Source organism: Chryseobacterium geocarposphaerae, from assembly GCF_002797535.1.
Taxonomy (GTDB): Bacteria; Bacteroidota; Bacteroidia; order Flavobacteriales; family Weeksellaceae; genus Chryseobacterium; species Chryseobacterium geocarposphaerae.
Genome location: NZ_PGFD01000001.1, coordinates 1,204,207 through 1,218,404 on the forward strand (window position 1 = coordinate 1,204,207; position 14,198 = coordinate 1,218,404).

The 14,198-nt window shown below is 34.9% G+C and carries 11 protein-coding genes; all 11 read right to left on the minus strand.

What is annotated here, in order from left to right:
* Positions 1-49: 49 nt before the first annotated feature.
* Positions 50-1,141: a redox-regulated ATPase YchF gene (ychF, locus tag CLV73_RS05385; protein ID WP_100375830.1), complete on the minus strand. Its 1,092-nt coding sequence runs from the start codon at positions 1,139-1,141 to the stop codon at positions 50-52.
* Positions 1,142-1,315: 174 nt separating this feature from the next.
* Complete coding sequence (locus tag CLV73_RS05390) at positions 1,316-1,867, minus strand: ferritin (RefSeq protein ID WP_100375831.1); 552 nt, start codon at positions 1,865-1,867, stop codon at positions 1,316-1,318.
* A gap of 207 nt (positions 1,868-2,074) precedes the next feature.
* Complete coding sequence (locus tag CLV73_RS05395; RefSeq protein WP_100375832.1) at positions 2,075-3,673, minus strand: glycoside hydrolase family 10 protein; 1,599 nt, start codon at positions 3,671-3,673, stop codon at positions 2,075-2,077.
* A gap of 120 nt (positions 3,674-3,793) precedes the next feature.
* A complete protein-coding gene (typA, locus tag CLV73_RS05400; RefSeq protein WP_100375833.1) occupies positions 3,794-5,599 on the minus strand; it encodes a translational GTPase TypA in 1,806 nt (601 codons plus the stop codon).
* 174 nt (positions 5,600-5,773) lie between these two features.
* Positions 5,774-6,040: a DUF1294 domain-containing protein gene (locus tag CLV73_RS05405; protein ID WP_100375834.1), complete on the minus strand. Its 267-nt coding sequence runs from the start codon at positions 6,038-6,040 to the stop codon at positions 5,774-5,776.
* 53 nt (positions 6,041-6,093) lie between these two features.
* A complete protein-coding gene (locus CLV73_RS05410; protein WP_100375835.1) occupies positions 6,094-6,300 on the minus strand; it encodes a bacteriocin-like protein in 207 nt (68 codons plus the stop codon).
* Positions 6,301-6,483: 183 nt separating this feature from the next.
* Positions 6,484-7,860, minus strand: coding sequence for a 5-methylcytosine restriction system specificity protein McrC (locus CLV73_RS05415; RefSeq protein ID WP_100375836.1), 1,377 nt, complete (start codon positions 7,858-7,860; stop codon positions 6,484-6,486).
* Complete coding sequence (locus CLV73_RS18990; RefSeq protein WP_169925736.1) at positions 7,841-9,841, minus strand: AAA family ATPase; 2,001 nt, start codon at positions 9,839-9,841, stop codon at positions 7,841-7,843. Before CLV73_RS18990 ends, CLV73_RS05415 begins: the two co-directional genes overlap by 20 nt.
* Positions 9,842-9,850: 9 nt before the next feature.
* On the minus strand, positions 9,851-10,156 hold the full coding sequence (locus CLV73_RS05425) for a hypothetical protein (RefSeq protein WP_100375837.1): 306 nt from the start codon (positions 10,154-10,156) through the stop codon (positions 9,851-9,853).
* A gap of 89 nt (positions 10,157-10,245) precedes the next feature.
* Positions 10,246-13,104: a type I restriction endonuclease subunit R gene (locus CLV73_RS05430; RefSeq protein ID WP_100375838.1), complete on the minus strand. Its 2,859-nt coding sequence runs from the start codon at positions 13,102-13,104 to the stop codon at positions 10,246-10,248.
* Positions 13,105-13,204: 100 nt separating this feature from the next.
* A complete protein-coding gene (locus CLV73_RS05435; RefSeq protein ID WP_100375839.1) occupies positions 13,205-14,131 on the minus strand; it encodes a tyrosine-type recombinase/integrase in 927 nt (308 codons plus the stop codon).
* Positions 14,132-14,198: the final 67 nt, after the last annotated feature.

The window sequence follows — 14,198 nt, forward strand, 5'->3', positions numbered from 1 at the left end:
CAAAATACAATGGCAGCGCTTTTCATTTATAACTAACTTTAATATTTTCTTATACGTTGAATCTAAAGTGCATGATGTCACCATCTTTTACGATGTATTCTTTACCTTCTACAGAAAGTTTTCCGGCTTCTTTTACTTTGGCTTCAGAACCGTATTGCATATAGTCATCATACTTGATCACTTCCGCACGGATGAATCCTTTTTCAAAATCCGTGTGGATCACTCCAGCCGCCTGAGGAGCTGTCCAGCCCTGTCCGATCGTCCAGGCTCTTACTTCTTTAACCCCAGCTGTAAAATAGGTCTGAAGTTTTAATAAATCGTATGCTTTTCTGATCAAACGGTTTACTCCAGGTTCTGTAAGGCCTAATTCTTCAAGGAATATCTCTCTTTCCTCATAGGTTTCCAGTTCATTGATATCCGCTTCGATCTGAGCTGCCAGAACAACGATTTCAGCACCTTCTGCTTTCGCCATTTCTTCAATTTTACCGATCCATTCATTTCCGTTTTTAATAGAGTTTTCATCTACATTACAAACGTAAAGAACCGGCTTATTCGTCAACAACTGAACTTCACCGATAATAGATTTCGTTAAGTCATCCGTTGCAAATTCTCTGGCATTTTTACCATCTTCAAGATGCTTCTGAAGATTCTGCAACGTTTCGTACGTCAGGATATCTTCTTTCTTTCCTGATTTAATGAACTTCTTAGCTTTTTCCACTGCTTTTCCTACCGTTTCCAGATCTTTAAGCTGAAGTTCAATATCGATAATTTCTTTATCTCTCAGCGGATCTACCGAACCTTCAACGTGAACGATATTCCCATTGTCAAAACATCTTAAAACATGGATGATCGCTTCACATTCACGGATATTGGCAAGAAACTGGTTTCCTAGCCCTTCCCCTTTACTTGCGCCTTTTACCAACCCTGCGATATCTACAATTTCCACAACAGCAGGCAACACTCTTTCAGGTTTTACTATTTTTTCCAGCTCAAACAATCGCTGATCCGGTACGGAAACCGTTCCTAAGTTCGGTTCGATAGTACAGAAAGGATAGTTTGCCGACTGTGCTTTTGCATTGCTCAGGCAGTTAAAAAGAGTTGATTTACCTACATTCGGTAAGCCTACGATTCCACATTTCATAACGTTAGATTCAAAGTTTAAGGGTTAAAGTTCAAGGTTTACTACAATGAATGTATTATTCATTACCTTCAACTTTCAGCGTGCAAAGATAATGAAATTATGGAGAGTTTCATAATAAAAAAAATCCACCGGTATTCCGGCAGATTTTAAAACTGTAAAATGTTTATTTTTTATCTAAGGATTATTTCCCGTTGCTTCCTGAGCTAAAGGGACATCATTAGGCGCTGAAGCCAGGGCACTGTCGAGCGTAAATAAAGATTCATCGGTCGCTCTGTCACCTCCGGCAATTTTTAATTTATCAATAAGGTTCTGAGCCAGTGTTTCTTCTTCAATCTGTTCCTGAACGAACCACTGCATGAAATTCCAAGTGGCCCAGTCTTTTTCTTCCAGCGCCATGTCAACGATTTTGTAGATGGCCGTTGTATTATCTACTTCATGCTTAAATACCCCGTCGAAACATGCCGATAATGATTCCGGATCAGCCGGAGGAGCCGGAATAGCCTCTACTTTAGGTTTCCCGCCCCTGTTCAGAATGTATTCCATGAATTTTATAGAATGATTTCTCTCTTCCTGAGCGTGCCGGTAAAGGAAATTGGCAATTCCCTGATAACCTTTGTCATCGGCCCAGATTCCGTAGGATAAGAAAATGTGTGATGCATGAATTTCTTTGTTCATCTGCGCACTCAACGCCTGTTCCAGCGTGGGTGAAAGTCTGTTGGTATTCATAACTCATATTTTTTGTGATTGTAAAGAATGATGCAAAAATGATTCCGATCCTTTCTTCACCCTACATAATACATAACCGAATAAAATCACAATACACTGATAAGCAATATTTTAAAATAATAATTTATAGTTATTCTAAAATAAAAACCGGTTCATGAATGAACCGGTCTTGCTTAATCTTCTATTTTAGTAATGCTGATCAGATCATCACTTTATTTTTTTAGCCAAATAATCACTTTCATTGCCTAAACGGTCTATCGCTTTAATGGCAACGGCATTCAGTGTTTTTCCTTCTTTATACTTAGGAATTTCTCTGGAAAGCTGATCCATCGTCAGAATTTCGGTTTCCCAGATTCCGTTATACTGGGTAAAAAGTACCCACTGGAAAACATCTTTGATGTTCTTCACACTCCAGTTAGCCTGTACAGAAGTTCCGTTATCGGTCGTAAACAAGGTGGGAGTCTGCAGCGGAACCGCATTCAGCCATGGACTTCTCGGAATCAAAGCTTTTTCCTTATAAGGTCCGTTTTTCAGGGTTGGAAGCATATTGGCATTTTTTGTAAGCCCGGCAATACTCCAATGGATTTCTCCTGCATCATTTTTTAAGATCTGTCGTGAAATGTCAATCTGGTTTTTAATTTCTGTCGGCCTGTCAGAAGATCTCACCTCAACAGTATTCAGTCCCGGCCAGAGATGGCGCTTCATAGTGTTTTCAGACTGCCACCAGTTTAATAAAGCTTCAAAGCCCTGACCTTTAGCATCGATCGTCCAGTACAGTTGGGGTGAAAAATAATCGACCCAGCCTTTATTCAGCCATAGTTTGGCATCGGCATACAGCTCGTCGTACTGTGAAGATCCTGTAATGCCTTCCGGATAACCCGGTTTCCAGATCCCGAACGGACTGATCCCGAATCTTACGTAGCTTTTTTCTGCATGGATTTCCTTATAGATCCTTTCAACAAATTTATTGACATTATCCCTTCTCCAGTCGGCTCTTGATAATGTCCCACCACTGCTTATATAGGCATTCCAGGTTTTATGGTCGGGAAAATCAGCGCCCCTGTTGTAGGTAGCATACGGATAGAAATAGTCGTCAAAGTGGACGGCATCAATATCATACCGCTGTACAATGTCTTTTACCACATTGGAAACATGGCCCTGGGTTTTAGGATCAGCTGGATCAAACCAATACATCCCGTTCTTTAGCCGGATCACAATATCCGAAAGCTTATTCACCATGGATAAACCGTTGGGTGAGCCTCCATTCGCGTGATGGGCACGGTAAGGATTCAACCAGACATGAAGCTCCAATCCTCTCTTGTGGGCTTCTTCAATCCAGAACTGTAAAGGATCGTAGTTCGGATAAGGAGCTTTTCCTGTTTCCCCTGTCAGAAAATACGACCATGGCTCGATATTACTGGTATATAAGGCATCTGCCGAAGGTCTTACCTGGAAGATAACGGCATTAAAATTATTGTCCTTCAGCATATCCAGCATACTGATGGCTTCGGCTTTCTGCTGATCTACGGTCAGATTAGTTCTGGAAGGCCAGTTGATATTGGCTACACTGGCAATCCATGCTCCGCGGAACTCTCTTTTGATTTCCGGAAGGTTGGTTTTAAAGACTTCTTCCGCCGGTGTTTTTACTGTTTTAGCGGCAATAGCAGAGTCTTTTAGAATTGGAGATGATTGTTGTGCTGTATTTTTATTTTTTACGGGTTTTGTGGTATCTGCCAACGTTTTAGAACTGCTGCAAGAAGCGAAAAAGCCCAGTAATAAGATTAATTTTAATTGATTCCCTCTCATTGTTTAAAAAACTGCATTAAATATATCGGTTAATGAAAATGAAAAATAAACATTTTCTTCTATTCTATAACAAAAAAGCCCCGAAAAGTTCGAGGCTTTAATTTATCTGTAAAAAATTGATTATGCTTTAGCAGCTCTTTCAACTCTTTTTCTGTCTTCTTCAGAAAGCAATTTCTTTCTCATACGGATGAAGTTCGGAGTTACCTCGATCGCCTCATCACCCTGGATGTATTCCATACATTCTTCAAGAGAGAATAAGATTTTCGGTGCTACGCCCGTATCTTTATCTTTACCTGCAGCTCTCATGTTGTTCAGCTGCTTTGCTTCCACGATGTTTACCACAAGGTCTCCCGGCTTGTTCTGCTCCCCGATAATCATTCCTGCATAGATTTCCTCTCCCGGATCTACGAAGAACTTACCTCTGTCCTGTAGTTTGTTGATTGAATATTCTGTAGCCGGACCTTGAGTTTTGCTGATCAATACTCCATTGTTTCTTCCCGGAATAGCCCCTTTGAAAGGCTTATATTCTGTGAAACGGTGTGCCATGATCGCTTCCCCTGCAGTAGCCGTCAACATCTGGGAACGCAATCCGATCAATCCTCTTGAAGGAATTTCGAATTCCATGTGCTGCATCTCCCCTTTTGTTTCCATGATGTGAAGATCTCCTTTTCTCTGAGTTGCCAAATCGATTACTCTGGAAGCATATTCTTCAGGAACGTCAACAACCAAAGATTCGTAAGGCTCACAGCTTACTCCGTCGATTTCTCTTAAGATTACCTGCGGCTGCCCGATCGTCATTTCATATCCTTCTCTTCTCATCGTTTCGATCAGAACTGACAAGTGAAGAATCCCTCTACCGAATACTAAGAATGTGTTCGCATCATCAGTCTGCTGAACTCTTAATGCTAGGTTTTTCTCTAATTCCTTAGTCAATCTTTCTTTCAGGTGATTAGACGTTACATATTTTCCGTCTTTCCCGAAGAAAGGTGAATTGTTGATCGAGAACGTCATGTTCAGTGTAGGCTCATCAATCGCTGTTCTTGGCAATGGTTCAGGGTTTTCAAGATCTACGAAAGAATCTCCGATCTGGAAAGCATCAAAACCTACTACCGCACAGATATCCCCTGCCTGAACTTCAGTTACTTTTTTCTTTCCTAATCCTTCGAAAACGTATAGTTCCTTTACTTTTCCTTTTACCACTTTTCCGTCTGCCTGCGCAAGACCGATCCACTGGGATTCCTTAAGCTCTCCTCTTGTCACTTTCCCGATCGCGATTCTTCCTAAGAAAGAAGAATAGTCAAGAGAAGTGATCTGCATCTGAAGGTTACCTTCCGTTACTTTCGGTGCAGGAACGTATTCTAAAATACCATCCAATAGCGGTAAAATATCTTCAGTCTGTTCCAATGAAGTGTTGAACCAACCTTGTTTTGAAGAACCGTAGAATGTCGGGAAATCCAACTGCTCTTCTGTTGCATCCAGGTTGAAGAACAAATCAAATACCTGATCGTGAACTTCGTCCGGACGACAGTTTGGCTTGTCTACTTTATTGATGACCACTAATGGTCTTAATCCTAATTCCAAAGCTTTCTGAAGTACGAATCTTGTCTGTGGCATCGGTCCTTCGAACGCATCCACCAACAAGATAACCCCATCAGCCATTTTCAATACCCTTTCTACTTCTCCACCAAAATCGGCGTGACCAGGAGTATCGATTACGTTAATTTTCGTGTCTTTATAAGTAACAGAAATATTCTTGGATAAGATCGTGATCCCTCTTTCTCTTTCAAGATCATTGTTATCCATAATTAATTCCCCGCTCTCCTGATTTTCTCTGAAAATATTGGTAGCGTGGATGATTTTGTCAACCAAGGTCGTCTTACCGTGGTCAACGTGTGCGATAATCGCAATATTTCTAATGTTTTGCATAAAAGATTTTTACGGGTGCAAAAATAGTGATTTTTAATGAAAAACTCACTAATAAGTTTTGTTAATTAACAAATTCATAATGAGTAGGTTAAAAGAAAACCCATTTCTAAGCCCTAACCCTGAATTCATTATCCACCTATTTGTATTAAAAATTAACAATACCGGATTAAGTTTTTATGACCAATCCCAATATTTTTTTTCAAAAAAGTAAATCAAAGCCACCTGAATCAAAACAATACCTCCGAATTTCAGTAAAAAGGAAGTCTTGGAAATCTTATGCCTGAAGATCAGCATGGCTAAAATTGATCCTACGGTTCCGCCAATACAGGAAATTCCCAGCAAAGCACTTTCTGAGATTCTTCTTCGATGTAAGATAGCTTTTCTTTTGTCTAATCCAAAAATAACGAAGCTGAAAAAATTAATAAGCAGTACATAAACCATTACGGCAAATCTAAATAAAAAAAGAGTGTTACAAAAACACTCTTCTTTTTTCTTTATGCACATATCATAACTTCGCATGGATCCTGTGGTGGAGCATCTCCGCAGACAATATCAAATGAGCCGCAGCTGCTTGGATCACCTGTCCCCCATCCCCATTGAAGTACACATGTTTGCGGATTTTTACATCTTACCATTCCTTTAGCAATTCCTCCCTGAATGGATCTCATTTCACTGCGTGAAACTTTTTTAAGTTTTTTCATGATCTATTTTTGATTAGTTTGAGTGATAAATGTATAAAAATATTTTCAGGAAAAAAGGGTTTTGATAAAAATATTTCATTTCGTGATGAATTATTAAGCTAAAATACAGAAATAAATCACTATGAGTAAAGGAAATAAATGACATATTAAATCTATATTGATATATAAATTAGTGGATTTACATTATTTAAGCGATCTAATTGGTAAATACAACCCCATTTTATAAATATTCTGATAAGCCTTTATTTCCGAAATTTTCAATTCAGCTTCCTTATTTATTGTTGGATAAATGATAAGACAATCAATTATATCTGAATTATTAATTTGATCAGAAAAATAATTATATACCTCCTTTAAACGTGCATAACCCGCAACTTGTCTCATATCTTGATGTTCTTTGCTATGCTCATAATGTAACTTGTATTTAGCATCAATTATGATTGGTGAAAATTCCTCCTTTTTAATTTTTTTATAGAATCCAATAAAATCCACTTCATTCCCAAATGTCTTCCAATGATATTTGATTTTATTAAAATCTGACAAATCTATTAATCGTTTATAAGCATATAACTCAAACAAACGGCTCATATCAATCCAATAAGGTGGCGTTTTTCTTTTGAGCTGTGTAGAATTTGTAATAGAAAAAGAAAAGTTTTTCAATACAAGTTCACCAATTTGTATAGCATCCTGATATTCTTTATAAAATTCATTGTGTTTAATTTTTTTGATCTCCGCACTATTGTCAAGAGAAGGAATGAGTTGAAATGCAGAAGAAATAAAATTCAGATCATGTTTAATCTCAGGAACCGAAAATGATAAAAGTTCCATGTTATGATTAATATAATTTTTTGCAAATTCTAAAACTTTCTTTAGAAAACGATTTTCAATACTGTTATATCCGAACTCCTGATATCTGCAGTAAGTACTAGTGAGTTTGTTTTTAAAAAGGTTTTGCCTAATCGTTTGTGGAACTAAAATTTTACCCTTAATTCTGCTATTTAAATTTTCTTCAACAGTATAATATGATTTCTTTAAGCCTTTTTTAACAATGACTTTCATTAAATGAAGGAATTGAATAACCAAGAAAGGAGATAAATAATCATTTTCTAAATGCTCTATTTCTATTTCGGGAACAGTCCAGTCAATATCTAAAAGATTTGAAATTTCTTTTGTGGCATCAGGAAGTTTTACAATTTCTGAAAGCATTTGTAAAACATCAACTTCAGGCAGGCTTTTAACTTCTTCTTCAGATTTTATTTTGGCATTAGGAGCATAATCAACACTCTCGTCGTCCAAATGATTTTGAATACATTCTAAAAGTTTATTATTAACTTTTGGTGATATAAAAATATAATGATTGGGAGAGATAGCTCCTATACCTATATAATAATTAGCTTTTAAAAAACATTTTTTAATATTATTTTCCAACCTGTTCTCATAATAAAAAATAGAAGAAGTACTATCTTTCTTGAAATATAAGCTTTCTTCTATTTCAAGAAATTCTTCACTATGGTTCCAATGTTCATAAAGCTGAATGATTTTAGGCAAAATACTGTTCAATTTCTTTAATTTTCGTAGTTGCTTTTTCGTTGAAAACTCCGTCTTTCATATATTCTTTAAGAATTGGAAGAACTTCATAATTCATTCGCATTTTGAAAAAATTCTCTTTTTCATCTTCTGAAACATTTTTCCTATCAGCAATGAAATAACTATGACCTAATGCCACATCCTTTGCTGAAAAATCATTTGAAAGAAATTCAGAATCTTTTGCGTTTTTAAAATCTGTGTTATTATCACTTCCGACTTCAATAAATAATTTTGCAACTTCTATAAACCCTTTATTATTAAAGAAAATTTCATTATTATCTGCTAATTTTTGTGGTAATACATCCACAAAAGCAAACCTCCTTCTAATAGCATAATCAATATGTCCTACACTTCTATCTGCAGTATTCATTGTTCCAATGATATATAAGTTTTCAGGTAATCGTAAAGTATAATCTTCTTTTTGTTTTAAATCATCCATAATTCCATACATACTTTCTACTGTTGATTTTTTATGTCCTCTATCTGAATCATTGAATTTATATCTATACTCAAGTGCATAAATCAATTCTCCAAGGACCGAAGACAGATTTGCACGATTAATTTCATCAATAATTAAAACATACTTTTCATTCTTATTATTAATTGCTTTATTCGCTAAATCAGCAAGAATTTTATCTTTAGCTTTGTAGATTATTCCTTCCCCCACAGGCTCAGCAATAATTCCTCTTACAAAGTCCTCGTATGTATAGCTTGGATGAAACTGAACCATCTTATATTCTCCATCTTTAGAAATCTTCTCTGAAATAACGATCTCATTAGAATCTTCATTTTTTAAGTTAAACTTTTCATACAAATGTCTCATTAAGACTATAGAAGAAATAGAACTATTTAAAGTATTTTTCAATTCATTAAATTTCTCATTGATAGCCATATTTATTTGAATATCATTGAGACCTGTTGCATTTACTTTAAAAATTTTAGTAAAAACTTTAAGATGTTCTTGGGAAAGGACAGGAAAATAATCATTTGGAAAATAAGAATGTAAAATTTTTAATATAAAACTATACCTAAATTTCATTTCTCGGGCAGTAGAATAATCCTTTTGAGATACTAAATCTACTAGCATTTTTCTTAATTTAACCATATAAGCTTCAGGGGCTTCATTAAGATCAACCCTTACTTCGCCATTATCTTTATCAAAAGAAATACCATATACCGTAGTTCCGGCAGGACCTGGACTAAAACGGCAAGTAGAAAATAATCTTTTTTCAATCAAATAACAGAATGATTCTTTTGATCCGTTACCCAATGCATATTCATCAATCTCAATATTTTCCAATCTAGAAATTGGGAAAGACTCCTGAAACTCTCTTAATAATCTTTCGGCATTTTTTTCAATTTCTTTTGATTTTTCGGTTGGTTCAAACTTTTTTATATATTCGGTTGTGTAATCTGAGATAGAAACAGTAGATTTAGAATCAATAAAACTATTTACTAATTCTTCAGCAAGCCTGGTTTTACCTGTTCCAGGAGGCCCTTGTAAAATAATTTGTTTTTTATATTTTAAAATATTTAATATCTCTTTCATTTCATTCTTTTTAATAATATGATAATACCATCTTTTGATTTGAGTCAATGTTGGTGAATCATTTTTTAGCAACGAAAATGTTCCGTTATGTCCGACAGTAAAATCATTTTCGAAAACTTTTTTATTGGTTTTTATTTCATCATACCAACTTACTATTTCAACCTTATAATCGTGGCCAAAAGAAGTACCTACAATTTCTGAATCATCTTCAATTTTATTTATTATTTTAACTAGACATACAGGATATGTACCTTTATGGACTAATACAATATCATCCCTCTTTACATGAGACAAAAAGCCTTGCGCATAGTCTTCATGAGTAGTTATCCTTTTATCCTTTAATGATTCATCAACAAAATTTTCTCCCGTATCTCCGTTACGAATTTGTAATTTCCAAAAATTCATAATCCTGATTTATAAATTGATAATCACAACCTTATCTCCAAAATGTGATTTAAGCATTCTTTCTAATAATTGAAAAGCTCTTGAATCAGCAAAATCGCTTGTTCCACTAGAATGAAATACAAATTCTAAAATTCCTTTGGGATCATCGATATGATATTGAAAATAAAAGTGATTTGCATATTGCTCACCTTTGTGAGAAATAGCCTTACCTAAATCATCTAGTTCCCAGGATCGAATCTCATTGTTTATAATTTTATCATTAATTTCATTGATTAGGCCTTTCGGATTTTTTGTAGATACTTTTAATATATTCATAGTTTAGTTTTTAATAATAAAATAGTCTTAGCAATTATACATATAACTGATTACATAAACTTACTGAAAACCGTAAATAAAATTAAAGATTATGAAGCCACTCCATCAATAAACACATCCACAAAATCCTGCACTTTTTGAATAATTCTTCGTCCGATATTATTACGTTCAGTAAGCTTTGGTTTTATTTCAAGCAGCTTTAGCGTATCACTTATTTTAGGAGTTTTGGAAGTGAAAAGAAAATCATCAATAGCATCTCTGAATCTGTCTTTATTCAAAGACTCTTCGGTAGCAATTTTTTCAAAAGCAGAGTTTTTTTCTTTATTCCAGTACTTTTCAAACTCCTCATTGACATTGTCTCCGTCAGAAATATGAGGAAGATTTTCTTCTATGAATTTCTCTATTAGTTCTTTTTTGCTTCGAAGCTTGGCATCGCCGGAAAGAATATCTCTGATTTCTTTTTTCTTTTTTTCTAATTTATCTCCTTTTAGATTTGAATCAGTAAGATTAGCTAAAAGAGATAGAATATAGCTCACATTAATTTCATCACGATGAATCAGCTCAAGTTCAAAGTCAACGTCATCCAAAATACTTGCTTTGCCTTCTACTCCTTTTGGTTTTGTTTCATTCCAAATATCCAAGTATTTGCTCTTATATCCATCAAACTCAAATTCGGTCATTTCCAGCTTATCAAAATCAAAATCTGCAAATGATTTTAATACATTCAGAACACGCATTACTTCACGGAAAGCAGTGATGAATTCAAACTTTTCCTGTTCGGTTTGATAACTGTTGACACTGTCAATTTCCGGAGCGACAATCTTTAATGTATCCAAAGCAGCGTTGAAAAGCTCAATATAATCTTCAATCGGATGAATAATAATTTCCTGAATAGCTTCTTTATTGGAAAATAAGGTTACAGCATCGTCAGTTGCAGATTTTAGATTTCTAAAACAAACAATATTTCCTTGCGATTTCTTTTCGCCTAAAAGCCTATTAGTACGGGAAAATGCCTGAATCAATCCGTGATATTTCAGATTTTTATCAACAAATAAAGTGTTCAATTGCGGACTGTCAAATCCTGTCAGAAACATATTGACTACAATGATTAGATCAACTTCTTTATTGCGTACTCTTTTTGCGACATCATTATAATATCGATAAAAATCTTGGCTGTCTTTTGTTGAATAATTTGCTCCAAACATTTCATTGTAATGACCAATATATCTTTCTAATACATTTCTACTATGAGAATCGCCGTATTGTGCCTGCGGTTCTGCAACCATTCCAAATTCGGGTTCATCATAGATTCCATTGGCATCCTTAGACTCCTCATTAGTTCCATAGCTGAAAATAGTCGCAATTTTTAAGTTGTGTTGACCTTCTTCTTTTTTCTTCTGGAAAAGGTCATAATATTTCTGCAAAACATCAATACTGCTTACGCAAAACATTGCATTAAAAGTACCGCCGTGCGTTTTTCTCCCGTATTCTGCGATGAGATAATCTGCAATTTTTTCAAGGCGTTTTGGACTTTCAAGAAGTTCCTGTGTGTCAATTGCTTCAACATCAGTATCAATATAAGTATTGCTTCCTTCTTTTTCTTTGTATCGCCCCACATACTCGACAGAAAACTTCAAAACATTATCATCCCGAATTGCATCTGTAATGACATACTTATGTAAACAATCTTCAAAAAGTCTATTAGTGGTTGCTGGAGCTCCGTCTATTTTCCCAATTGAATTAACTTCAGAAATCGGAGTTCCAGTGAAACCAATCATTTGGGCATTTTTAAAATATTTTTTAATGTTTTGATGCGTATCTCCGAACTGACTTCTGTGACATTCATCAAAAATGAAAACCACTTTCTTATCTTTCAGTTTGTCAATTTTATTACCGTGCTTTTCTTTGGTAATTGCCGTATTTAACTTCTGTAAAGTCGTAACAATGAGTTTTGTATTATCAGAAAGTTGCTTAACCAAATGTGCCGTATTTTCAGTGGCATCAACACTTCCTTTTTCAAAGGCATCAAATTCTTTTTGAGTCTGATAATCCAAATCTTTTCGGTCTACAACAAAAACAACTTTCTCTACTTTAGGAATTTCTTTCAGGATTTGACTCGCTTTAAATGAAGTCAATGTTTTTCCCGAACCTGTTGTATGCCAGATAAATCCATTCTTATCGGTATTTCTTACTCTGTCAACAATTTTTTCAACGGCATAATATTGATAAGGTCTTAAAACCATTAGTATTTTGTTCGTTTCATTCAAAACGATATACTTTGTAATCATTTTAGCAATGTGACAAGGTTCTAAAAATGCAGGAGCAAAATGGTCGAGTTGAGTGATGTTATTGTTATGCTCATCAGACCAAAAGAAGGTTTGCTTAAAAGTCTGCTTTGCGTTGTTGGAATAATATTTTGTATTAACTCCGTTACTGATGATAAACAACTGAACATAATTAAACAATCCACTTCCCGAATTGAAAGACTGATGATGATAACGGTTGATTTGATTAAAGGCTTCTTTCATTTCAAGACCGCGACGTTTCAGCTCAATCTGTACCAAAGGTAATCCGTTGATGAGAATGGTTACATCATATCTGTTTTTAAAATTTCCCTCCTGAGCAATTTGATTGGTTACCTGAAACTGATTCTGGCACCAGTGGTCCTGGCTGATGAATTCAATCCATTCGGAAGTACCATTATCTTTAAAAAAATGAAATCGGTCACGTAATGTTTTAGCTTTTTCAAAAACATTTCCTTTGGAAAGATGATTGAGGATTTTTTCAAACTCAGTATCTGAGAATGTTTTTTTATTGTGAATTTCGAGCTGAGTCTTTAGATTTTTAATAAGATCTGCCTCATTACATATCGTAACTTTTTTGTGACCTAATTGTTGTAATTGTTCTACTAATTTCTGCTCTAAAATATATTCCGGCTGACTTGACATTCGGTTTTGAGTTTTGGTTAAAAACTTTGTCAGAAGTATGAGTTCTGACAAAGTTGTTTCAGTTTTCCCAAATGTAAGAAATAATCAATGATAACTAAAACTATTTTAGCGCTTTAAACATCTGGTCAATTGCTTTTTTCTTCTGTTCCAGATTGGGATGAACATATAAGTTCAAAGTTGTACTGATATTGGAATGACCGAGCAAAACACTCACTGTTTTATAGTCACACTTACTTTCGATACATCTTGTGGCAAAACTGTGTCTCAGACCGTGAAATTTGATGTCGGGAATTTCTAAAAACTTCATCAGGTTTTTATAGTAACTTCGGTAAGTTCTTGGTTCTGTAGGTTTAGAATCGTTGGTTAAAACATAGAACGCAGGATTTACAATTTTCTTAAAAGGCTTAAGCATTCTCAACAAGTCTCTGCTCATCGGGATTTCACGGATTGAATTTTTAGTTTTAGGCGTATCAATCAACAATTCTGTTTTTCTTTCTCCATCTTCAATGACGTAGATTCTCTGAATAGTTTTGCGGATATTAATAATTCCGTTATCGGTATCAATATCTTCCCAAGTCAACGCGCAAATCTCACCAATCCGCATTCCAGAACAAAGACATATGTAAACACCCAGATTTCTAAAGGTAAAATGCTCCTGAATGTAGCTCATCACCTTTTTCTGATGCGTTCTGCTCAATACCTCAATCGTATGAGTTTCCCTCACTGTGGGATATTGAACATCAAAATTGATAAACTCAATCCATTTATTCTTTGCACCAAACTTCAGCACCATTTTTAAAACAATGAGAATATCTTTGATGCTTTTCTGACTTAATCCCTGCTCCAATTTTTGAAATACAAACTTCTGCACCTCATCATCCTCAATCTCAGAATAGTCTTTGAATACAGGCAATAAATGATTTTCCAGCAACAGCACATAAGCCGAAAAGGTTGATTTTTTCACATACAACTTTTTGTCATCCTTCCATAGTTCAGCGATTTCTGCTAATGTCTTCTTTCTTGTCATAATTTTTTTGATTTTTAAATGATTTTCTAACTAATCTCAAAAGTTATGAATTAAAGATTAAGGATTA